The sequence below is a fragment of the Burkholderia sp. BCC1047 genome, assembly GCF_902833155.1.
In the GTDB taxonomy this organism is placed as follows: domain Bacteria; phylum Pseudomonadota; class Gammaproteobacteria; order Burkholderiales; family Burkholderiaceae; genus Burkholderia; species Burkholderia sola.
This window is the reverse complement of the sequence record NZ_CADFEH010000006.1, coordinates 203017-223895: the sequence shown is the minus strand read 5'-3', so window position 1 is coordinate 223895 and position 20879 is coordinate 203017. Positions and strand designations below refer to the sequence as shown.

Here is a 20879-nt window from a genome sequence, read left to right as displayed (position 1 = left end):
GGGCGCACCTGCGGCTCCGTGTAACCTCTAGCTGATCTAGTTTTTTGCGCTATGGTATTGTCGAATGTGCAGTTTTTGTTATTGTATTTTTCTGGTTTTCAGCATAAACAAATGAGAACGCAACGTCAGCCCGTACGTACGCTCGACAAGCTCGACCGGCGCATCCTGAAACTGCTCCAGGACGACGGCCGGATGGCGATGAAAGACCTCGCGGAACAGGTCGGACTGACCGTCACGCCGTGCATCGAGCGCGTGCGGCGCATGGAGCGCGACGGCGTGATCACCGGCTATCACGCGCGGGTCGACCCGCATCAGCTGGATGCCGCGCTGCTGGTGTTCGTCGAGATCACGCTCGGCCACAAGGGCGGCAACATGTTCGAGCAATTCCGCCGCGAAGTAATGAAGATCGACGAGGTGCTCGAATGCCACCTCGTCTCCGGCGATTTCGACTACCTGATCAAGGCGCGGATCGGCGAGATGGCCGACTACCGGAAACTGCTCGGCGACATCCTGCTGCAGTTGCCCGGCGCCGTGCAGTCGAAGAGCTATGTCGTGATGGAGGAAATCAAGGAAACGCTGACGATCGCCGTTGGCGAGTGACGCGTTGGCGGCCCGTCGTCGGGCCCTTTATCCCACCCTTGGCATGCTGCGCCCAATACTGTATAAATGTACAGTATTGGGCGCAGGCGAATGGGTGGGCACATGGACGATCGGTCCGACAACGAATTTCCGGTAGCGCCGCCCGTGCCCCGCAAGGGGCGCGGCGCGGTCGACAACCTGCAGGGGCGGTATGAAATCGCGCAGCGCGAAGCGGTGGACGACGGCTGGACGCACGCGTCCGACGATGCCGATTTCCCCGCGCCGCTGCGCACGCAGGTCTTCGAGGAGCGGGCGAAGAGCATCCTGACGCGCAACCAGTCGCCCGATATTCCGTTCAGCGTGTCGCTCAATCCGTATCGCGGCTGCGAGCACGGCTGTATCTATTGCTTCGCGCGGCCGACGCACAGCTACCTCGGGCTGTCGCCGGGGCTCGATTTCGAAAGCCGCATCTACGCGAAGGTCAACGCAGCCGAACTGCTCGAGCGAGAGATTTCGCGCAAGCGCTACGTGCCGGAGCCGATCGCGCTCGGCGTCAACACCGATGCGTACCAGCCGGTCGAGCGCGACCTGCGCATCACGCGCAGCGTGATCCAGGTGATGCACGACCGCGGGCTGCCGTTCGCGGCGATCACGAAGTCGTCGCTGATCGAGCGCGATCTCGACCTGCTCGCGCCGATGGCCGAACGCGGGCAGGTGATGGCGGCGGTCACGATCACGACGCTCGATGCCGAACTGGCGCGCACGCTCGAGCCGCGCGCGGCCACGCCCGCGCGGCGGTTGCGCACGATCCGTGCGCTGCGCGAGGCGGGCGTGCCGGTCGGCGTGAGCATTGCACCGGTGATTCCGTTCGTGACCGAGCCCGACATGGAGCACGTGCTGGAGGCCTGCGCGGAAGCCGGTGCGACGCATGCGAGCTACATCGTCCTGAGGTTGCCGTGGGAGGTCGCGCCGCTGTTCAAGCAGTGGCTTGCCGCGCATTTTCCCGATCGCGCGGAGCGCGTGATGAATCGCGTGCGCGACATGCGCGGCGGCAAGGATTACGACTCGGATTTCTCGAAACGGATGAAAGGCGAGGGGATCTGGGCCGACCTGCTGCGGCAGCGCTTCCGTCAGGCCGTCAAGCGGCTCGGGTTGAACGAACGCACGAACGGCATCCTCGATCTGTCGCGGTTCCGCGGTGCGCCTGCCGCCGGGGCGCCGGCGCCGCGCGTCGCGGTTCGTGCAGCTGGCGCGAAATCGCGCGACGACATGCAGTTGAACCTGTTCTGACCGGCGAGCGGCCCGCCGCCGGTGGGCCGTATCGACCGTATCGGTCGTGCTTACTGCGAAATCTGCTTGGCCGCTTCGACCTGCGATTCGAAGTACGTCTGGAACGACAGCGCGAGTGCGGTCATCAACAGGAACGCGCCGATCAACAGCGAGAAGATCACGACGAAGATCACGGTCCAGCCCGACTGGCTCTGCTTGCCGGTGTCGGCGTTGAATTGCGCATCCCATTTTTCATCGGGGCGCAGCCCGTAGACGAGTGCGGCGAGGAACGCCGCCAGCAGCGAGATTGCACCGGGCACCGCGAGCCACCAGCCGAGGCCGGCGCTGCGCTGGGTTGCGGCAAGCAGCAGGAAGCCCGGGATGCCGACGATCGTCGCGAGCAGGTGGGCCCAGCCGTATACGTCGCGAAAGCCGTACAGATAGAAACGATGCGCGCCGATCGACCCGAGCAGGAACGCGAGGGCGGCGGTGAGCGTCTTGGAGCGGAAGCGGCGGGGCGATGCGGTGCTGCTGGACATGGATAGCGGCGTAGTGTCGTTGGCATGGGCGGCCGGCAGGCCGGCGCGGGCGCGCGGCCCGGCACGCATTCTACGATGCCCGGTCGTGACCGGTCACCCCTCGCGTGCGTCAGGGTGCCGCATACGTCACGCGGTAGATCGCGCCCGCGTAATCGTCGCTGACGAGCAGCGAACCGTCAGGCAGCGGCAATACATCGGCCGGGCGTCCCCATGCCGTGCCGTCGGGCCGCAGCCAGCCCGTGACGAACGGCGTTTGATGAGCGTGGCTGCCGTCCGCCGAGACGACCACGCGCATCACGCGGTAGCCGACCTTCGTGCGGCGGTTCCACGAGCCGTGTTCGGCAATGAAGACGTTATTGCGATACGACGCCGGAAACATCGGCCCGGTGTAGAAGCGCATCCCGAGCGCCGCGACGTGAGCGCCGAGTTTCAGGACCGGCGGCACATAACGTCGGCACGCGTCGGCGCTGCCGAATTCGGGGTCGGGCGTATCGCCGCCGTGGCAGTATGGAAAACCGAAGTCGAGGCCGGCGCGCGGCGCGCGGTTCAGCTTGTCGTCCGGTACGTCGTCGCCCATCAGGTCGCGCCCGTTGTCGGTGAACCAGAGCTCGCCCGAATCCGGGTGCCATGCAAAGCCGACCGTGTTGCGTATGCCGCGCGCGACCACTTCACGCCCGCTGCCGTCGGCATTCATCCGCGCGATGATCGCGTAACGGCTGCGATCGGCGAGGCAGACGTTGCACGGTGCGCCGATCGGCACGTACAGCTTGCCGTCGGGGCCGAACGCGATGAATTTCCAGCCGTGATGGTGATCGGTCGGCAGTGCGTCGGTCACGACGACGGGCGCGGGCGGTTTCGCGAGCCGGTCGTCGATATGATCGACGCGCAGGATGCGCGACACGGCGGATATATAAAGGGCGCCGTCGAGGTAGGCCACCCCGACGGGCATGTCGAGCCCGGACGCGATCACGTAGCGTGCGCTGATCCGGCCCTCGTGCATCACCAGCGCATGGACGCGGCCGTCCCGCGTGCCGACATACAGGATGCCGCGCGGCGACCACGCCATTTCCCGTGCGGCCGGGACGGCGTCGGTCAGCACGTCCACATGGAAACCGGGCGGCACGACGAGTTCGCTCACCGGCAGCGTCGCGGCAAACGCCGGGGTGAACGCGAGGCAGGCAAGGCCGGCAAGCAGCGCCGCGAACAGGCGCTGCACGCGGCGCATCGAGGCGGCGCGAAGAGGCGGCATGACGGTCGGGAGCATCCAGGACACGACGATTGTATGCCCGGCGGACGGGCCGTCCGCGGATTTTTACGCGTAAGTGTTTGTTGTACCTCTGGTTTCCGGCTATAATCGCGTGTTTCAGTAGTTTCGAACCCGGTTTTCCCGAAGGACATCATATGGTTATCATCCGTCTGGCTCGTGGCGGCTCGAAGAAGCGCCCGTTCTACAACATCGTTGCTACCGATTCGCGCAACCGTCGTGACGGCCGCTTCATCGAACGCGTCGGCTTCTACAACCCGGTCGCCACGAAGGGCGAATCGCTGCGTATCGCTCAGGATCGCCTGACGTACTGGCAAGGCGTTGGCGCGCAACTGTCGCCGACCGTCCAGCGTCTGGTGAAGGAAGCGCAAAAGGCGCAACCGGCTGCCTAATGGCACGGTGTGCCGGTCGTGCCGGCTGTGAGGTGCATTGATGGCGGGTCACGATTCCGGTAATGCAAGGCGCGGGCGTGCGTCATTCGGCGCATTCGTCCGCAAGCCGGTCGAGCGCGACGCAGTCGCGAACGCCGGTCAGGCTGTCGAACAAGGCAGTCCCGACGCGACGCAAGCCTGGCCCGACGATGCCGTCGAGGTCGGGGCGGTGGTCGACGCCTACGGCCTGAAGGGCTGGGTCAAGGTGGCGACGCATGCCGATGCCGGTCGCGGTGGCGACGCGCTGCTCAACGCGCGTCGCTGGTGGCTGGAACGCGGTGCGGAGCGGCTTTCCGTCCGCATCATGCAGTCGAAGACGCACAGCGACACCGTCGTTGCGCAACCCGCGGGCGTCAGCGACCGCGATGCCGCGCTGTCCATGCGCGGCTTTCGCGTGTTCGTGCGCCGGGAAGATTTCCCGGCACTGGCCGCGGACGAATTCTATTGGGTCGACCTGATCGGTCTCGAGGTCGTCAACGAGCAATCGGTGGCGCTCGGGAAGGTGAGCGGGATGATCGACAACGGCGTGCATTCGATCATGCGTGTCGAGTATCCGGCAACCGGCAAAGACGGTCAGCCGACCACCGACGAGCGGTTGATTCCGTTCGTCGGCGTCTACGTCAAAACGGTGGATCAGGCGGCGCGTCGCATCGTCGTCGACTGGGAAGCCGATTACTGAAATGAACCAGGTTACCGAGAGCGCGGTGCAGTTCGACGTCGTCACGCTCTTTCCCGAGATGTTCCGTGCACTGACCGACTGGGGAATCACCAGCCGGGCCGTGAAGCAGGGGCGCTTCGGGTTGCGCACCTGGAATCCGCGTGATTTCACGACGGACAACTACCGCACGGTCGACGATCGTCCGTACGGCGGCGGTCCGGGCATGGTGATGCTGGCCAGGCCGCTCGAAGCCGCGATCGACGCCGCGAAAGCGGCACAGGCGGAGCAGGGCATCGCGAGCACGCGCGTCGTGATGATGTCGCCGCAAGGCGCGCCGCTCACGCATGATCGTGCGGTGCGGATGGCGCAGGAACCCGGCGTCGTCGTGCTGTGCGGTCGCTACGAAGCGATCGACCAGCGCCTGCTCGACCGTTGCGTCGACGAGGAAATCAGCCTCGGCGATTTCGTGCTGTCGGGCGGCGAATTGCCGGCGATGGCGATGATGGATGCAGTCGTGCGGTTGCTGCCCGGCGTGCTGAACGATTCGCTGTCGGCCGTGCAGGACAGCTTCGCCGATGGCCTGCTCGATTGTCCGCACTACACGCGCCCCGAGGAATACGACGGCGTGCGCGTGCCGGACGTGCTGCTCGGCGGGCATCATGCCGAGATCGAGAAGTGGCGGCGCCAGGAAGCATTGAGGAATACGTTGCGGAAGCGGCCGGACCTGATCGTCCGGGCGCGCCGCGAGAAGTTGTTGAGCCGGGCCGACGAGGCGTGGCTCGCGAACCTCGCACGCGAAGCGAAGGACGCCTCCTGAGGCGGCTGCGCGAGCGGGAATTGGCGGTGCCGTACATGCGTGTGCGGCGCCTGATGTGAATCCATCCTCTATCGGGGCCAGGCCTGGAAGCAGGCGGGTGTGAACGCCGACACGATGGCATAAGGAGTCAGTAATGAATCTGATCGCAAAACTTGAGCAGGAAGAGATCGAGCGCGCGCTCGCCGGCAAGACCATCCCCGATTTCGCCCCGGGCGACACGGTGATCGTGAACGTGAACGTGGTTGAAGGTAACCGCAAGCGCGTTCAGGCTTACGAAGGCGTCGTGATCGCGATTCGCAATCGTGGTCTGAACTCGAACTTCATCGTCCGCAAGATCTCGTCGGGCGAAGGCGTCGAGCGTACGTTCCAGACGTACTCGCCGCTGCTGGCAAGCATCGTCGTGAAGCGTCGCGGTGATGTGCGTCGTGCGAAGCTGTACTACCTGCGCGAGCGTTCGGGCAAGTCGGCTCGTATCAAGGAAAAGCTGGTGTCGAAGGATCGCGCCGCAGCAGCTTCCCAAGAGTAAGAGCTGTAAGGAAAAAGCACCCAACCGGGTGCTTTTTTCATTCTGGCGCGACAATATGCTCGATACGACACGAACCCGAGAGCTCCATTGAATCGCCGCCCCATCATCGATCCCGAAGTCCTGCCGGTCGAAGGCACCGGTGCCGGCCTGCCTGTCATCGATTCCCGGTTGCTGACGCCGTCCGGCCTGCGCGAACGTTTCGCGCGTACGCTCGAATGGAGCGTCGAGCCCGGCGAGGCGAGGCTGCAGGAAGGCGTCGATCCGCGTAGCGCGGCCGTCCTCGTGCCGCTCGTCGTCCGCGAGTCGGGCCTCACGGTGCTGCTGACGCAGCGCGCCGATCACCTGAACGATCACGCCGGGCAAATCAGTTTTCCCGGCGGCCGTCGCGAGCCGTTCGACCGCGACGCGACCGCCACCGCGTTGCGCGAGGCGAAGGAGGAGATCGGGCTGGCCGCCGAACACGTCGAGATTCTCGGTGCACTGCCCGACTACCTGACCGGCACGGGCTTCTGCGTGACGCCGGTCGTCGGCCTCGTGCATCCGCCGTTCACCGTGCAGGCCGACACGTTCGAAGTCGCCGAGATTTTCGAAGTGCCGCTCGCGTTCGTGATGAATCCCGCGAACCATCAGATCCGCGTGTTCCGGTGGGAAGGCGGCGAGCGTCGTTTTTTTGCCATGCCTTACCCGAACGACGAACCGGACGGGCATTACTTCATCTGGGGCGCAACTGCCGCCATGTTTCGCAATCTGTATCGCTTCTTGGCGGCCGGTTAGGCGGGCGCGCCGGCCGGCGCGCGCGAGCGGCTGCCCGGCGACCGCGCCGGCAGCCATGCGCGGCTGACGCTGTGCTATCGTTATGCAAAAAATGACATAACTCCGAAGACGGCGCCACGCATGACTTTCTTTTCGGTTCTCCTCGCTCTCATCATCGAACAGGTCCGCGCGTTGTCGCCGAGCAATCCGGTGTTCGCACTGTTCCAGTTTCATGCGGAAAACGTCGCGCATGGCCTCGACGCCGGCAAGCAGAAGCATGGGCTCCTCGCCTGGCTCGCGGTCGTGCTGCCGTGGGTGCTGATCGTCGCGCTGATCTATTTCCTGCTGTACAAGGTGAGCTTCGTGCTCGCGTTCCTGTGGAACGTCGCCGTCGTGTATTTCACGCTCGGCTTCCGCCAGTTCAGCCACTACTTCACCGATATCCATCTCGCGCTCAACAACGACGACGTGCCGCGTGCGCGCGAAATCCTGCACGAGTGGACGGGCCTCGACACGGTCGACATGCCGGTCGGCGAAATCGTCCGCCATACGCTGATTCACGCGGTCGTCGCGTCGCATCGGCACGTGTTCGGCGTGTTCTTCTGGTACGTGCTGCCGATCGGCCCGGCCGGCGCCGTGCTGTACCGGATTTCCGAATACCTCGCGCGCAGTTGGTCGACGCCGGGCGACGACCGCACGGCCGCGTTCTCGACGTTCGCGCAGCGCGCATTCTTCGTGATCGACTGGATTCCGTCGCGCCTGACGGCGCTCGGCTTCGCGATCGTCGGTAACTTCGAGGATGCGATCTATGCGTGGCGCAACCATACGCGCCAGTGGCCCGACCCGAACGACGGCGTATTGCTGGCCGCGGGCAGCGGCGCGCTCGGCGCGCGTCTCGCGGGGCCGCTCGCGGAACCGTCGAGCCTCGATGCGCTGGCGGTCGGCGACAGCGGTCCGTTGACGGTCGGTGACGATTGCACGCCGCGCACGCTGCAGTCGGCGGTTGGCCTCGTGTGGCGCGCGGTGATCCTGTGGATGATCCTGCTGTTGATGCTGACGCTGGCCGTGTGGGTATCGTGAGTGATGTGCTAGCCCAGCGCTCGCCAAAATGAGAAGGCCGGCTCGATGCCGGCCTTTTCGCTGTGCGTCGGGGCAGTGCGTTCAGTCGTCGAGCGGGTCGCGCACGGCGCCGCATTGCCAGCACGCGGTGAATTGCGCTTCCAGCGCTTCGCCGCACTGCCGGCAGCGCCAGGGTGCGGCGCCGGCCGACGGGCCGTGCGACGCGGCATCGAGCAGCCGACGAGCGAGCGCGTCGTCGCGTTCGTCGTCGAGCCACAGTTCGGGCGTGCACGCATCGGCGGGCAGGCCGCCGAGCGCGCCGGTCGCATAGCAGTTGTGCAGCTCGCAACCGATGCCGGCCACCTGGAGCACGTTGGCCCAATGCTGTGCGGTCGCGAGGTCGGGTGCCTTGAAACGCATCGCGGCTCCTGTCGATGAAGGCCGGCCCGGCTGGCGCCGGCCGGCCGTCGCACACGTCTCGCGGTCAGCGGACGATCTGGCTCGCCTCGTGCACGAGCTGCGCGTACAGCGCGTGCCGGGACGGCGCGATGCGGCCGTCGGCGACGGCTTCGAGGATCGCGCAGCCGGGCTCGTGCAGATGATGACAATTATAGAAACGGCAGTCCGCGAGCAGCGGACGGAATTCCGGAAACGCGCGCTCGAGGCGGCCTTCGGTCAGGTGGTAGAGGCCGAATTCCTGGAAGCCCGGCGAATCGATCAGCGCACCGCCGCCTTCCAGCGGGTACAGGCGCGTGAACGTGGTCGTGTGACGGCCGCTGTTGAGCGCGGCCGAAATCTCGCGGGTCGCGGCTTCGGCGTCGGGCACGAGCAGGTTCACGAGCGTCGACTTGCCCATCCCGGACTGGCCGAGCAGGATCGTCGAATGCCCGGGGAGGTGCGGCATCAGCTGCGCGCGCGCGTCGTCCGGCGCGCCTTTCACCGACAGCTCGAGCACGTCGTAGCCGAGCGCGCGGTACGGCGCGAGACGCTCGCGCGCCACCGGCAGCGCGGCTTGGACGTCGATCTTGTTCAGCACGACGAGCGGCTTCAGCTCGTTCGCCTCGGCCGCGATCAGCGCGCGGCCGAGCAGATCCTCGCTGAAATAGGGCTCGGTCGCGAGCACGATCAGCAACTGGTCGAGGTTTGCCGCGAACAGCTTCGACTTGAACTGGTCGGAGCGGTACAGCAGGTTGCGCCGTTCGCCGATCTCCACGATCACGCCCTGGTCGGCCGACGCGAGTTCGTACGCGACGCGGTCGCCGACCGCGATGTCGCTCTTCTTGCCGCGCGGGAAGCATTGCAGCATCGGGCCGCCGTCGTCGGGGGCGACGATGTAGTGGCGGCCGTGCGCCGCGATCACGCGGCCTTCGGCCCGTTGCGCGCCCGATGCGCGCGGGGCCGGCTGGCGGGAGGTCGGCCGGCTCATGCGTGCTGCAGCAGGCGGTCGATCCGCTGCGACGCGGGCGGATGCGAGTAGTAGAAGGCCGTGTAGACGGGGTCGGGCGTCAGCGTCGACGCGTTGTCCTCATAGAGCTTCACGAGCGCGCTGACGAGATCCTGCGCGTCGGTCTGGCTGGCCGCGAACGCGTCGGCCTCGAATTCGTGCTTGCGCGACGTGAGGCTGCTGAACGGCGTCGCGAAGAACAGGAACACCGGAATCGCGAGGAAGAACAGGATCAGCGCGGCACCCGCGTTGCTGGTGTCGAGCGACGGCGTGACGCCGAGCCCCGTGTAGAACCACGTGCGTTGCGCGAGCCAGCCGAGCAGCGCGAGCAGCACGAGGCTCAGCACGAACGACACGAGCATCCGCTTCATCACGTGGCGGCGCTTGAAGTGGCCGAGCTCGTGCGCGAGCACGGCTTCGATCTCCTGGCCGGACAGGCGTGCGAGCAGCGTGTCGAAGAACACGATCCGCTTCGATGCGCCGAAGCCCGTGAAGTACGCGTTGCCGTGCGCGGAGCGGCGGCTGCCGTCCATCACGAACAGCCCCTTGGCCGCGAAGCCGCAGCGCTTCATCAGCGACTCGATGCGCGCGCGCAGCGCCTCGTCCTTCAGCGGCTCGAACTTGTTGAACAGCGGCGCGATGAAGGTCGGGTAGATCAGCAGCACGAGCATCTGGAACGCGACCCAGACGACCCAGGTCCACAGCCACCACAGGTTGCCGGCCTGGTTCATCAGCCACAGCACGACGAACAGCAGCGGCAGGCCGAGCACGGCGCCGAGCAACGTGTTTTTCAGCATGTCGGTGAAGAACAGCCGCTTCGTCATCCGGTTGAAGCCGAAGCGCTGTTCGATCCCGAACTGGCGGTAATACTCGAACGGCACGTCGATCACGCCCGTGATCGCGAGCACCGCGGCGACCAGCGCGACCTGCTGCCCGTAGCCGCGGCCGAGCCAGCCGGTCAGCAGCGTGTCGAGCGCGCCGACGCCGCCAAGCAGCGTGAGGCCGACCAGCACGGCCGCGCTGACGACGATCTCGAGCATCGTCAGCCGGGTGCGCTCGACGGTGTAATCGGCCGCGCGCTGGTGGGCGGTCAGCGGGATGGTGGCGCTGAACTGCGCGGGCACGCCGTTGCGGTGCGCGGCGACGAAGTGGATCTGCCGCGACGCGAGCCACAGCTTGGTGACGACCATCGCGAGTACGGCGATCGCGAACAGCAGGGTGAACGAAAAGGGTGACATCGAAGGCGCCAAAGGGTTCTATGCGAGAATTATATGTTCTTGCGGACCGGCCCCGCTGATGCGATGCCGGCCGCCCGGGCGGCGCCGCGTCGGCGCGCCCGGTTCGCTATTTTCCAGGATGAATCATGATCGATACCGCCGCTTCCGCCAGCCAGCCCGCGCTCGTGCGCAACGAGTTGAACCTCGTCTGGCTCGACATGGAGATGACGGGCCTCGACCCGGATAACGACCGCATCATCGAGATCGCGGTCGTCGTGACCAATTCCACGCTCGACATCGCCGTCGAGGGCCCGGTGTTCGCGATTCACCAGAGCGACGAGACGCTCGCGAAGATGGACGACTGGAACAAGTCGACGCACGGCCGCTCGGGGCTGATCGACCGCGTGCGCGCGTCGACAGTGACCGAGGCGGAAGCCGCCGCGCAACTGCAGGCGTTCCTCGCGCAGTACGTGTCGCCGGGCAAGTCGCCGATGTGCGGCAACTCGATTTGCCAGGACCGCCGCTTCATGGCGCGCTGGATGCCGGAATTCGAGCGGTTCTTCCACTACCGCAACCTCGACGTCAGCACGCTCAAGGAGCTGTGCCGCCGCTGGCAGCCGGCCATCTACAAGGGTTTCCAGAAGCGGGCGATGCACACCGCGCTCGCCGACATCCACGAGTCGATCGACGAGCTGAAGTACTACCGCCAGCATTTCCTGATTCCGGCCGCGTCGGCGCCGGCAGGCGATTCCGTGCCGGCCGCCTGAGCGGGCCGGCACGCGCGGGGCGCGCGGCAAACGCTCAGCGCCGCGCGCTTTTCGGCCGGAACGCCGCGACCACCGCGGCGTCGGTCTCGATATACGGGCCGCCGATCAGGTCGATGCAGTACGGCACCGCGGCGAAGATGCCGGGCACGGTCGACTTGCCGTCGGCGTCGCGCAGCCCTTCCAGCGTTTCGCGGATCGACTTCGGCTGGCCGGGCAGGTTGATGATCAGCGCCGCATGGTCGGCCGTTTCGCGGATCACCGCGACCTGCCGCGACAGGATCGCGGTCGGCACGAAATTCAGGCTGATCTGCCGCATCTGTTCGCCGAATCCCGGCATTTCCTTCGTCGCCACGGCCAGCGTGGCTTCCGGCGTCACGTCGCGACGCGCGGGGCCCGTGCCGCCCGTCGTCAGCACGAGGTCGCAGCCGGCGACGTCGACGAGTTCGGTCAGCGTGGCCGAGATCGTCGGCGCGTCGTCCTGGATCAGGCGCGTTTCGGCGCGCCACGGCGAAACCAGCGTGCCGGCGAGCCATTCCTGCAGCGCCGGAATACCCTTGTCTTCGTAGACCCCCGTACTCGCGCGGTCGCTGATCGACACGAGGCCGACCACGAGCTCGTCCGGGTGGTTAGGCTTCGTCGTCATGGTCGTCATGGTCGTCTCCGGCGTCGTCGGCCGCGTCGTCGTCGCTGTCGGACGCGCCGCCGGCCGCCTTGATCCACTGGAACAGCTCGCGGAAATAGCGCGGCGGCTTGCCTTGCTGCGCTTCCTTGCGTGCGTTGCGGATCAGCGTGCGGCCTTCCTGGATGTCGGCGTCCGGGTGCTGGCGCAGGAATTCGGTCAGCGCGTCGTCGCTCGCGAGCAGCTGCTCGCGCGTGCGCTCGATCCAGTGCAGGCGGGCCGTCGCGGCCTTGTTCACGCCGCGTTGCGCGTCGAGCGCGGTGCGCAGCGCGGCCGTTTCGTCGTCGGTCAGCGAGCGCATCACGCGGCCGACGTACTGGAGCTGGCGGCGCTTGCCTTCGTGATCGGTGATCCGGCGCGCCTCGCGCACGGCGTCCGCGAGACTTTCGGGCATCGGCATGCGCTTCAGTGCGTCTTTCGGCAGGTCGACGAGCGCCTGGCCGAGCACCTGCAACTCGTGCATTTCGCGCTTCAACTGGGATTTGCTGGGGCGATCGTAGCCGTTGTCGTCTTCTTCGGCGACAGGCTCGATCGGCTGGATTCGGGTTTTGCGTGTCATGGGCCGCATTGTATCGCGGTGCGGACACCCCAAGCTTGTCTGTGCGCGGCCCCGGACCTTGCTATGATCGCGGGATACGCAACATTTTGACCATGCGGGCGCCCGCCCGCCACCGGATACCAAGACGATGGCAGCCAATCTCGACGTACAAGCGCGCTATTTCCCGCACACGCAGGACCAGCTCAAGGAAATCGCATCGGACATCCTTCGCCATGCGAAGGCGCTCGGCGCGACCGACGCCGCGACCGAAATCTCCGAGGGCGACGGCCTGTCGGTGTCGGTGCGCCGCGGCGAAGTCGAAACGATCGAGCACAACCGCGACAAGATGGTCGGCGTCACCGTGTTCATCGGCAAGAAGCGCGGCAACGCGAGCACGTCGGACTTCTCGCCGGCCGCGATCAAGGATACCGTCGCCGCGGCCTACAACATCGCGCGCTTCACGGCCGAGGACGAGGCGGCCGGCCTGGCCGAAGCCGAGCTGCTCGAAACCAATCCGCGCGACCTCGATCTGTACCACCCGTGGGCGCTGAGCGCCGACGAGGCCGTCGAGCTCGCCCGCCGCGCGGAAGACGCCGCGTTCGCGGTCAGCCCGCAGATCCGCAATTCGGAAGGCGCGAGCGTGTCGGCGCAGCACTCGCAGTTCGTGCTCGCGACGTCGCGCGGCTTCCTCGCCGGCTATCCGTACTCGCGCCACTACATCGCATGCGCGCCGATCGCGGGCAGCGGCCGCCACATGCAGCGCGACGACTGGTATTCGTCGAAGCGCAGCGCGATCGATCTCGCCGCGCCCGAAGCGGTGGGCCGTTACGCGGCCGAACGCGCGCTCGCGCGGATGGGCGCGCGCCGTCTCGACACGCGCAAGGTGCCCGTGCTGTTCGAGGCGCCGCTCGCGGCCGGCCTGCTCGGCGCGTTCGTGCAGGCGGTGAGCGGTGGCGCGCTGTATCGCAAGACGTCGTTCCTCGTCGACAGCCTCGGCAAGCCGGTGTTCGCGCCGCACGTCCAGGTCGTCGAGGATCCGCACGTGCCGCGCGCGATGGGCAGCGCGCCGTTCGACGAGGAAGGCGTGCGCACGCGTGCGCGCAGCGTCGTGAAGGACGGCGTCGTCGAAGGCTATTTCCTGTCGACCTATTCGGCGCGCAAGCTCGGCACGCAAACCACCGGCAACGCGGGCGGCTCGCACAACCTCGCGCTGCGCAGCTCGAACACGCAGGCGGGCGACGACTTCGACGCGATGCTGAAGAAGCTCGGCACGGGCCTGTTGCTGACCGAGCTGATGGGGCAGGGCGTGAACTACGTGACGGGCGACTATTCGCGCGGCGCGGCGGGTTTCTGGGTGGAGAACGGCGTGATCCAGTATCCGGTCGAGGAAATCACCGTCGCCAGCACGCTGCAGGAGATGTTCCGCCATATCGTCGCGATCGGGGCGGACTCGATCGTGCGCGGGACGAAGGAAACCGGCTCGGTGCTGATCGAGCAGATGACGATCGCGGGGCAGTAAGCCCGCGTGGCGCAGGCCGCCAGGAAACGAAAAAGCCCGACCGGCGTATGTGAGCCGGTCGGGCTTTTTTCATCGCGCGGAAGAAGACGTCAGCCGCGCTTGCGCGTGTAGACGACGAACGCATAGCCGAACGTGTTCGGCGCGGCGGCCCGATGCGCGTCGCGCGAGACTTCCTGCCAGTGCGCGGCGTCGGGCGCCGGGAACGACGCGTCGCCGTCGAAATCTGCATCGATCTCGGTGACGATCAGCTTGTCGGCGAGCGTGAGACCTTCCGCGTAGAGTTGCGCGCCGCCGATCAGGAACGCCTCGGGCACGCCGTCGTGCGCGGCGAGCGCCAGTGCATCGGCGAGCGACGTGACCGTGTCGCAGCCTTCGAAACGGCGCGCGGCGTCGCGCGTGACGACGATGTTGCGGCGGCCGGGCAGCGGCCGGCCGATCGATTCGTGGGTCTTGCGGCCCATCACGATCGGCGCGCCCATCGTCGTGCGCTTGAAGAACGCGAGATCCTCGGGAAGTTTCCAGGGCAACTGGTTGTCGCGGCCGATGATGCCGTTGCGGGCACGCGCGACGATCAAGGTCAACGTCGTCATGAAGGTCGGGGAAGAGGGAAGACGGAATGGGGCCGATTTTACCGGAACGGCGGCGCGCGCCGGATTCCGCCTGCCGGCGCGGGTATTCGCGTTTCTTGCATCGTGCGCCGCGACGCGTGATGCCCCGCGCCGCGGCGGCCGTCCGAATAAAAAGTGTGCCCGCCGGGGGACGGAGCACAAAAACTTTTTGTGCCGCGAGATCGGCGATACCGGCTCTGCCCGATGGCATTCCTTCCGACCGGATCGTCGATTCAATACGCAATCCTGATCGATTCGACGCGTCGAATGATCAGGGGTGCGTATTGACTCGCGCGTTGCCGTCCATCGCATGCCGGATATCGCCCGGTTGCGGCGCCGGCAGCGGCAGCGGCATCGGCAAATGGGGCGGCGGTGGAATCTCGTCCCACAGCGTCACGGAGGCCTGGCGTGCCGGCAGCGGTTGCGGCGCCGACACGGTCACGATACCGAACGCGTCGTCGTGTTGCCTGCCCGGCGTGTTGTCGGCAAGCAGCATCGCGCGCTGCGGCTGCATGCCTTCGTCCGCGCAGGCCGGTGCAGGCGGGCCGGCGGCCGACAGCACGAGCGTCATCGGCACGAAGGAAAGTAAAAAAAGTTTTCTCATGGCGACTGTCTCCGGTCGTTTCCGTATTCAGCGAAATACATGCCACCGTACCGGAACCGTTGCCGCCATTGCGATTCGTGCCCGAGCATTGCGAATGACGGCCGAAAACGCCTGAAAATGTTTCAGGCCTGAAACGAGGGGGCTCGGGAATATTGCTGATTCAACCGATACGCTCGAAGGATGAAAATCGGCGCGTGTGTTGGTGACGAAGCCCTTTCTGCGCATCCACTATGTGCAGAGGATTGATCTGCATCGACCTCCTGAGCGATTTGGCCGCATCGCCATCGGTGCTGAAACGGGTTTGTCGTATTCAGCGCCTATAACCAAGCTGTCTTGTCAAAAATTATTGGACGCGAGATAAGCGCCATCATGCGAGGCTTTGTCGTTGCCGCGCATCGGCATGGCGAATCGAGCCACCTCTGGCTGACTCGATTCGATCCTTTTGCACACGATCTGACGTGTGCGGCAATCGTTAGACGGTTGATGAACGGGGTGAGGATATGGGAGCCGATCAGCGGCACGTGATCTACTATTCGCGCGAACCGAACGACGCGTTGCGCGGCCATTTCGACGAGCGCGGCTGGCGCGTCGATCTCGCCGAGACCGTGCGCGACGTGCGGCGTGTCGTGCAGCACGGCGTGGCAACCGCCGGCCTGCTCGATTTCTCGCCGGGCTTCAAGCCGTCGGATCTGCGCGAACTCGAAGCCTGCCTGAGCATCCAGCACATCGGCTGGATCGCGGCGACGCGGCGCGGCCAGTTGCAGGACGCGACGCTGCGGCATCTCATCCGCGACTATTGCTTCGACTACGTGACGATGCCGTACGAAACCGGGCGGATCGTCGAGACCGTCGGCCATGCGCACGGCATGGTCGCATTGACCGATCCCGTTGCGCCGCCCGTCGGCGCCGGGCGCAGCGAAGGCGAGATGGTCGGCACCTGCGATGCGATGCTCGGGCTCTTCAGGACGATTCGCCGCGTCGCGGCGACCGACGCCCCGGTGTTCATCTCCGGCGAATCGGGCACGGGCAAGGAACTGACGGCGGTCGCGATTCACGAGCGTTCGTCGCGCGCGCAGGCGCCGTTCATCGCGATCAATTGCGGCGCGATCCCGTCGACGCTGCTGCAGGCGGAACTGTTCGGCTATGAACGCGGCGCGTTCACCGGCGCGAACCAGCGCAAGATCGGCCGCGTCGAGGCCGCCAACGGCGGCACGCTGTTTCTCGACGAGATCGGCGACCTGCCGCTCGAAAGCCAGGCGAGCCTGCTGCGCTTCCTGCAGGAAGGCAAGATCGAGCGGCTCGGCGCGCACGTGTCGATGCCGGTCGATGTCCGCGTGATCTGCGCGACGCACGTGGACATGGAAACGGCGCTGCGCGAAGGGCGCTTTCGCGAGGACCTGTTTCACCGGCTGTGCGTGCTGAAGATCGAGGAGCCGCCGCTGCGCGCGCGCGGCAAGGACATCGAGGTGCTGGCGCGCCACATGCTCGAGCGCTTCAAGGGCGACGCGCATCGCCGCCTGCGCGGCTTTTCCCCGGACGCGGTCGCGTCGCTGTACGGCTATTCGTGGCCGGGCAACGTGCGCGAGCTGATCAACCGCGTGCGGCGCGCGATCGTGATGTCCGAAGGCCGGATGATCACCGCGGCCGATCTCGAGCTGAACGACTATGCGACGCTCGCGCCGGTGTCGCTGCTGGAGGCGCGCGAGGCGGCCGAACGGCAGGCGATCGAGCAGGCGCTGCTGCGCCATCGCGGCCGTTTTGCCGATGCCGCGCGTGAGCTCGGCGTGTCGCGCGTCACGCTCTACCGGCTGATGTGCGCGCACGGCATGCGCGATCGCGGCGACACGCTGGCAGGGTTTTCGGCGTCGTTGCCGGAGCTTCCGCGCCACGCTTGCTAAAATTGGCGGGTACGGCCGCCCCTCGCGGCCGAAGGAACCCGCATGAAACAGTATCTCGATCTCGTTCGTACCATTCTCGATACCGGCGCCTGGCAGGAGAACCGCACGGGCATCCGCACCATCAGCATGCCGGGCGCGATGCTGCGCTTCGACCTGCAGCGAGGCTTCCCGGCCGTGACGACCAAGAAGCTCGCGTTCAAGTCCGCGATCGGCGAACTGGTCGGGTTCCTGCGCGCGTCGCGCAGCGCGGCCGATTTCCGCGCGCTCGGCTGCAAGGTATGGGATGCGAACGCGAACGAGAACGCGCAGTGGCTCGCGAACCCGTATCGCCAGGGCGTCGACGATCTCGGCGACGTATACGGCGTGCAATGGCGTCAGTGGCCGGGCTACAAGGTGCTCGACGCGAACGCCGACGCGCAGATCGCCGACGCGACGCGCCGCGGCTTCCGGATCGTCACGCGTTTCGACGAAGACGGTGCGCCGAAGGTGCTGCTGTACAAGGCGATCGACCAGCTGCGCCAGTGCCTGGACACGATCATGGAGAACCCGTCCGATCGCCGCATCCTGTTTCACGCGTGGAATCCGGCCGTGCTCGACCAGATCGCGCTGCCCGCGTGCCATCTGCTGTACCAGTTCCTGCCGAACGCGACGAAGCGCGAGATCTCGCTGTGCCTGTACATCCGCAGCAACGACGTCGGCCTCGGCACGCCGTTCAACCTGACGGAAGGGGCCGCACTGCTGTCGCTCGTCGGCCGGCTGACGGGCTATACGCCGCGCTGGTTCACGTATTTCATCGGCGACGCGCACATCTACGAGAACCAGCTCGACATGCTGCAGCAGCAGCTTACGCGCGAGCCGTACGAAAGTCCGCGGCTGGAGATCGCCGAGCGCGTGCCCGAGTACGCGAAGACGGGCGTCTATGCGCCCGAATGGCTGGAGCAGGTCGAGCCGTCCGATTTCTCGCTCGTCGGCTACCGGCACCATGAGCCGCTGACCGCGCCGATGGCGGTCTGATCGCGCGGCCGCGGCCGCGCGGTTGCATCGATTCGTTCCCTGCAAAAAGGCTCGACCGGCTGATACCGGTCGAGCCTTTTTGTTTCATGTTTGCTGCACTTACTGGCGATGCCGCTCCTCGTGGCCGCCCTGCGGCGGCGGATTGCCCGGACGCGGCGCCTCGACGTGCGGCGCCGGCTGTGGCCGTGGCTCCATCCGGGGCGCGGGCATCGCCGGGCGCGGTTCCATCCGGGGCGCCGGCTGGGGTTGAGGTCGCGGCTCCATGCGCGGCGCCTGCGGCTGCGGGCGCGGCATGTCATGCACGGCGGGCGCCGGCGGGCGGTACTCGTTCACGCGCGGCGGCGCGACTTCGCGATGGGGCGCCGGTTGCGCGAAGTCCTGGCGCGGTTGCGGCGCGGGGGCGGCCCGTTCGGGCTGCGGCTGCGCTTGGCGGGCCGGCGTCGGGAGATCGGGGCGCGGACGCGGTTGCGGAATCTGTGCGACATGGTCCGAATGCGGCTGCGGCTGCGGCTGCGGTTGCTGCTGCGTGCGCGGCGTTTCGTTCCGGCCGCCGGGTTGCACACCCTGCGGTGTCGGCACGCCGTCCGGATGCGCCGCCGCCGCGCTGCGCACGGGTGGCAGCGCATTCTGTCCTGCCGCGTGCAGCGCGGTGGGCGGCGCGGCGCGCTGACGCTCCATCGGCGTGTACGGCTGCATCCATGCGGGCGATGACGGCGCGGCGGCTGCTCGTGCATTGCCGATGCCCGACGGAGCGTTGTTCGCGCCCGGCGGATGCGGAACGCCGTTGCCGGGCGCGAACGCCTGATGCGGGATCGGGTTGCCGGGCGCCTGCGGCGGGCCGCCATTGGCGAAACGCGGTGTATTGGGGCTTTCGCCGTTCGCCGGCCGGGCGACGTTCGGCATGCCCGGCGTCGGTACGCTCGGCCGGCCCGCCTGCTCGGCGGCCGGCTGGCCTTCACGCGGCGCGCGGCCCGGCTGCACGACGGGGCCGTGCGGATTCACGAGCTGCACGTTGTGCATCGCCCAGGCGCCGCCGCCCGGCTTGCCCGGCACGCGGACCGGACGCGCCGCATAGTCGGCCGGCACATTCGTCTTCACGACCGGCGCGCCGGCACCCGGTACGCGCCCGCCTTGCTGCGCAAGGTGGGCGGCGGCCTGGTCGCGATACGCGGGCGGCACGGCAGGATTGCGCGTCGCGACATACGGGTGTTGCGCGATCGCCGCCGGCGGGCGGTAGCTGGCAGTGCGTAGCCCGCCGGTGAAGCTCTGGCGGACCGGCGCGATGCCGGGCGTGCCCGGCGTGACGTGCGCGTTGCGCCATTGCTGCGGATCGACGTGTTGCGAGAAGTGCGCGACCGGCTGGCCGTGCACGAACGCGGCGGCCGGCACGGCCGTGATCGCGTGCGGCGCGCGGAAGTTCACGTACGTCTTGTTGATGTTGGTGATATTGGTGATGTTCGTCACGTTCACGGTCTTGTTCACGTTGACGTTGTTCACCACGATGTTGCGGTTGACGCGGTCGTAGTAGTGCGGGCTCCAGCCGCCCCAGCCCGGATGCCACGGTTCGCCCGGACCGAGCGCGAACCACGCGCAGCCGGCCGCCGCGACGCCGCCGACCGTGAGCGCGACGCTCCAGTCGGAACCGCCGCCGCCCCCGCCGCCGACGAATGCGACGAGCGCCGGCGCATAGACGGGCGGCTGGCTGACGACCATCGGCCCCGGCACCCAGGCCCAGCTGTCGTCCACGTATGCCCAGCGGCCGTAGTGATAGGGCGCGAAGCCCCACGGCGCGTCGTCGACCCAGGTCCAGCCCCACGGCGCCTGCCAGATCCAGTGGCCGTCGTGATACGGCGCCCAGTCGGCCGGCGTGTCGTTCGGCACCCATACCGTGCCGTAATTCGGGGTTTCGCGCCACGTGCCGTTCGCGTCGAGATCCTGGTAGCCGGGCATGTCGCGGGACACGTAGCGGGCCGACACCGAGCGCGCTTCGGCCGCGTCGCGGCTGGCGGCCCACTGGTCGAGCGCGTCGGGGCCCGGTGCGGCCGATTGCTGCGCGACCTGCAGGTCGGTGCCGGTGAATACGACCTGCTGCCCGGGCGACAGCGGATACTGCCCGTTGCTGCCGTAGACGGTCGCGCTGCCGCTGCGCACCGTCACCGTCGTGCTCGCGCCGTTCGGCGCGACATCGACGCGATAGTCGCCGGGGCCCGTGATGCCGAGCGCGAGGTTCGGCGTGTCGATTTCGTACGATCCGCCGGCCGGCAGACCGCGCACGTGCGTCGAGACGGTGCCGAGGCCCACTTTCAACTGCGTCGTCGTGTCGTCGAGGTTCAGCACCGACAGGCTCGTCGATTCGCCGAGCCGCACCGCGGTCGAGCCGATGTGCAGTTCCGAGCGCGCGCCGGCATCGTTCCACAGCTGGTCGCCGGTCGTCAGCGGCCGGTTCACCGCCGCATACGACCAGGTATCGGTGCCGGCCGGTTCGGTCGTCACGGCGCCCGACAGGTAATTGAGCCGCGCGACGCGGCCGGGCGGATCGCCGCCGGGTTGCCGTGCCGCGGCTGCAGCCGGCGGCGCATCGGCCGATTGCGCGAAGGCGGGCGGCGGCGCCGCCAGTGCGGCGAATGCGAGCAGCGTGTAGCGGGCGGTGCGCTTGAGCGCGAACAGGGAGGCCATGGTGAGCGTCATCGTTGTGA

22 protein-coding genes are annotated in these 20879 nt (G+C 67.2%); 12 read left to right on the top strand and 10 right to left on the bottom strand.

Annotated elements, in window-relative coordinates; all coding sequences use genetic code 11:
* Positions 1–111: 111 nt before the first annotated feature.
* Positions 112–600: an Lrp/AsnC ligand binding domain-containing protein gene (locus HWX55_RS09680; RefSeq protein ID WP_050011526.1), complete on the top strand. Its 489-nt coding sequence runs from the start codon at positions 112–114 to the stop codon at positions 598–600.
* A 90-nt stretch (positions 601–690) separates the two neighbouring features.
* On the top strand, positions 691–1869 hold the full coding sequence (locus HWX55_RS09675; protein ID WP_175975442.1) for a PA0069 family radical SAM protein: 1179 nt from the start codon (positions 691–693) through the stop codon (positions 1867–1869).
* Between the two features lie 50 nt (positions 1870–1919).
* Here the strand turns inward: HWX55_RS09675 and HWX55_RS09670 are convergent, their stop codons facing one another.
* The gene (locus tag HWX55_RS09670; protein WP_050011523.1) at positions 1920–2387 is read right to left on the bottom strand and encodes a TM2 domain-containing protein; all 468 of its coding nucleotides are present in this window, start codon (positions 2385–2387) and stop codon (positions 1920–1922) included.
* Between the two features lie 109 nt (positions 2388–2496).
* On the bottom strand, positions 2497–3636 hold the full coding sequence (locus HWX55_RS09665) for a PQQ-dependent sugar dehydrogenase (protein ID WP_175975441.1): 1140 nt from the start codon (positions 3634–3636) through the stop codon (positions 2497–2499).
* 152 nt (positions 3637–3788) lie between these two features.
* Here HWX55_RS09665 and rpsP point away from each other — a divergent pair, with 152 nt between their 5' ends.
* The 6 genes from rpsP to HWX55_RS09635 all read left to right on the top strand — a co-directional run bounded on the left by rpsP (position 3789) and on the right by HWX55_RS09635 (position 7916).
* Positions 3789–4043, top strand: a complete 255-nt coding sequence (rpsP, locus tag HWX55_RS09660) for a 30S ribosomal protein S16 (protein ID WP_006476550.1) — start codon at positions 3789–3791, stop codon at positions 4041–4043.
* Between the two features lie 40 nt (positions 4044–4083).
* Complete coding sequence (gene rimM / locus HWX55_RS09655; protein ID WP_175975440.1) at positions 4084–4761, top strand: ribosome maturation factor RimM; 678 nt, start codon at positions 4084–4086, stop codon at positions 4759–4761.
* A 1-nt stretch (position 4762) separates the two neighbouring features.
* A complete protein-coding gene (gene trmD, locus HWX55_RS09650) occupies positions 4763–5557 on the top strand; it encodes a tRNA (guanosine(37)-N1)-methyltransferase TrmD (protein WP_006476548.1) in 795 nt (264 codons plus the stop codon).
* Positions 5558–5690: 133 nt separating this feature from the next.
* A complete protein-coding gene (gene rplS / locus HWX55_RS09645; RefSeq protein ID WP_006486838.1) occupies positions 5691–6083 on the top strand; it encodes a 50S ribosomal protein L19 in 393 nt (130 codons plus the stop codon).
* An 87-nt stretch (positions 6084–6170) separates the two neighbouring features.
* Positions 6171–6857 carry a CoA pyrophosphatase gene (locus HWX55_RS09640; protein ID WP_175975439.1) on the top strand — a complete coding sequence of 229 codons (687 nt, stop codon included), beginning with the start codon at positions 6171–6173 and terminating at the stop codon, positions 6855–6857.
* Between the two features lie 120 nt (positions 6858–6977).
* Entirely contained in the window at positions 6978–7916 is a 939-nt protein-coding gene (locus HWX55_RS09635; protein ID WP_175975438.1) for a CobD/CbiB family protein, read from the top strand.
* 81 nt (positions 7917–7997) lie between these two features.
* Here HWX55_RS09635 and HWX55_RS09630 read toward each other — a convergent pair whose 3' ends face one another.
* From HWX55_RS09630 to HWX55_RS09620, 3 genes are all read right to left on the bottom strand, one after another.
* Complete coding sequence (locus tag HWX55_RS09630; RefSeq protein WP_011351362.1) at positions 7998–8315, bottom strand: hypothetical protein; 318 nt, start codon at positions 8313–8315, stop codon at positions 7998–8000.
* Positions 8316–8379: 64 nt separating this feature from the next.
* The gene (gene rsgA / locus HWX55_RS09625) at positions 8380–9321 is read right to left on the bottom strand and encodes a ribosome small subunit-dependent GTPase A (protein ID WP_175975437.1); all 942 of its coding nucleotides are present in this window, start codon (positions 9319–9321) and stop codon (positions 8380–8382) included.
* Positions 9318–10577, bottom strand: coding sequence for a M48 family metallopeptidase (locus HWX55_RS09620; protein WP_175975436.1), 1260 nt, complete (start codon positions 10575–10577; stop codon positions 9318–9320). The genes rsgA and HWX55_RS09620 overlap by 4 nt, the downstream gene beginning before the upstream one ends.
* A 125-nt stretch (positions 10578–10702) precedes the next feature.
* Between HWX55_RS09620 and orn the strand changes: the two genes are divergently transcribed.
* Positions 10703–11323: an oligoribonuclease gene (gene orn, locus HWX55_RS09615; protein WP_175975435.1), complete on the top strand. Its 621-nt coding sequence runs from the start codon at positions 10703–10705 to the stop codon at positions 11321–11323.
* Between the two features lie 34 nt (positions 11324–11357).
* Here the strand turns inward: orn and mog are convergent, their stop codons facing one another.
* Positions 11358–11966: a molybdopterin adenylyltransferase gene (gene mog, locus HWX55_RS09610; protein ID WP_080334138.1), complete on the bottom strand. Its 609-nt coding sequence runs from the start codon at positions 11964–11966 to the stop codon at positions 11358–11360.
* Complete coding sequence (yjgA, locus tag HWX55_RS09605) at positions 11950–12561, bottom strand: ribosome biogenesis factor YjgA (protein WP_279612670.1); 612 nt, start codon at positions 12559–12561, stop codon at positions 11950–11952. Before yjgA ends, mog begins: the two co-directional genes overlap by 17 nt.
* A 127-nt stretch (positions 12562–12688) precedes the next feature.
* Here yjgA and pmbA point away from each other — a divergent pair, with 127 nt between their 5' ends.
* Positions 12689–14059 (top strand): metalloprotease PmbA, encoded by a 1371-nt coding sequence (pmbA, locus tag HWX55_RS09600; protein ID WP_175975433.1) that lies wholly within the window; start codon positions 12689–12691, stop codon positions 14057–14059.
* Between the two features lie 89 nt (positions 14060–14148).
* Here the strand turns inward: pmbA and HWX55_RS09595 are convergent, their stop codons facing one another.
* Positions 14149–14649: a dihydrofolate reductase gene (locus HWX55_RS09595; protein ID WP_050011507.1), complete on the bottom strand. Its 501-nt coding sequence runs from the start codon at positions 14647–14649 to the stop codon at positions 14149–14151.
* Between the two features lie 289 nt (positions 14650–14938).
* Positions 14939–15271, bottom strand: coding sequence for a hypothetical protein (locus tag HWX55_RS09590; RefSeq protein WP_175975432.1), 333 nt, complete (start codon positions 15269–15271; stop codon positions 14939–14941).
* 500 nt (positions 15272–15771) lie between these two features.
* Between HWX55_RS09590 and HWX55_RS09585 the strand changes: the two genes are divergently transcribed.
* Together HWX55_RS09585 and HWX55_RS09580 are read left to right on the top strand one after the other, a co-directional pair.
* Entirely contained in the window at positions 15772–17169 is a 1398-nt protein-coding gene (locus tag HWX55_RS09585; protein ID WP_050011505.1) for a sigma-54 dependent transcriptional regulator, read from the top strand.
* 42 nt (positions 17170–17211) lie between these two features.
* Complete coding sequence (locus tag HWX55_RS09580) at positions 17212–18183, top strand: thymidylate synthase (RefSeq protein WP_175975431.1); 972 nt, start codon at positions 17212–17214, stop codon at positions 18181–18183.
* Between the two features lie 99 nt (positions 18184–18282).
* Here the strand turns inward: HWX55_RS09580 and HWX55_RS09575 are convergent, their stop codons facing one another.
* The gene (locus HWX55_RS09575; RefSeq protein WP_244140532.1) at positions 18283–20871 is read right to left on the bottom strand and encodes a DUF6600 domain-containing protein; all 2589 of its coding nucleotides are present in this window, start codon (positions 20869–20871) and stop codon (positions 18283–18285) included.
* Positions 20872–20879 lie beyond the last annotated feature (8 nt).

Coding starts and splice junctions, on each gene's coding strand:
- trmD (WP_006476548.1), top strand. CDS start 4,763: ATGAACCAGGTTACCGAGAGCGCGGTGCAGTTCGACGTCGTCACGCTC.
- HWX55_RS09680 (WP_050011526.1), top strand. CDS start 112: ATGAGAACGCAACGTCAGCCCGTACGTACGCTCGACAAGCTCGACCGG.
- HWX55_RS09590 (WP_175975432.1), bottom strand. CDS start 15,271: ATGAGAAAACTTTTTTTACTTTCCTTCGTGCCGATGACGCTCGTGCTG.
- orn (WP_175975435.1), top strand. CDS start 10,703: ATGATCGATACCGCCGCTTCCGCCAGCCAGCCCGCGCTCGTGCGCAAC.
- HWX55_RS09620 (WP_175975436.1), bottom strand. CDS start 10,577: ATGTCACCCTTTTCGTTCACCCTGCTGTTCGCGATCGCCGTACTCGCG.
- pmbA (WP_175975433.1), top strand. CDS start 12,689: ATGGCAGCCAATCTCGACGTACAAGCGCGCTATTTCCCGCACACGCAG.
- rplS (WP_006486838.1), top strand. CDS start 5,691: ATGAATCTGATCGCAAAACTTGAGCAGGAAGAGATCGAGCGCGCGCTC.
- HWX55_RS09595 (WP_050011507.1), bottom strand. CDS start 14,649: ATGACGACGTTGACCTTGATCGTCGCGCGTGCCCGCAACGGCATCATC.
- yjgA (WP_279612670.1), bottom strand. CDS start 12,561: ATGACACGCAAAACCCGAATCCAGCCGATCGAGCCTGTCGCCGAAGAA.
- HWX55_RS09580 (WP_175975431.1), top strand. CDS start 17,212: ATGAAACAGTATCTCGATCTCGTTCGTACCATTCTCGATACCGGCGCC.
- HWX55_RS09670 (WP_050011523.1), bottom strand. CDS start 2,387: ATGTCCAGCAGCACCGCATCGCCCCGCCGCTTCCGCTCCAAGACGCTC.
- rimM (WP_175975440.1), top strand. CDS start 4,084: ATGGCGGGTCACGATTCCGGTAATGCAAGGCGCGGGCGTGCGTCATTC.
- rpsP (WP_006476550.1), top strand. CDS start 3,789: ATGGTTATCATCCGTCTGGCTCGTGGCGGCTCGAAGAAGCGCCCGTTC.
- mog (WP_080334138.1), bottom strand. CDS start 11,966: ATGACGACGAAGCCTAACCACCCGGACGAGCTCGTGGTCGGCCTCGTG.
- HWX55_RS09575 (WP_244140532.1), bottom strand. CDS start 20,871: ATGACGCTCACCATGGCCTCCCTGTTCGCGCTCAAGCGCACCGCCCGC.
- HWX55_RS09675 (WP_175975442.1), top strand. CDS start 691: ATGGGTGGGCACATGGACGATCGGTCCGACAACGAATTTCCGGTAGCG.
- HWX55_RS09630 (WP_011351362.1), bottom strand. CDS start 8,315: ATGCGTTTCAAGGCACCCGACCTCGCGACCGCACAGCATTGGGCCAAC.
- HWX55_RS09635 (WP_175975438.1), top strand. CDS start 6,978: ATGACTTTCTTTTCGGTTCTCCTCGCTCTCATCATCGAACAGGTCCGC.
- HWX55_RS09665 (WP_175975441.1), bottom strand. CDS start 3,636: ATGCCGCCTCTTCGCGCCGCCTCGATGCGCCGCGTGCAGCGCCTGTTC.
- HWX55_RS09585 (WP_050011505.1), top strand. CDS start 15,772: ATGGGAGCCGATCAGCGGCACGTGATCTACTATTCGCGCGAACCGAAC.
- rsgA (WP_175975437.1), bottom strand. CDS start 9,321: ATGAGCCGGCCGACCTCCCGCCAGCCGGCCCCGCGCGCATCGGGCGCG.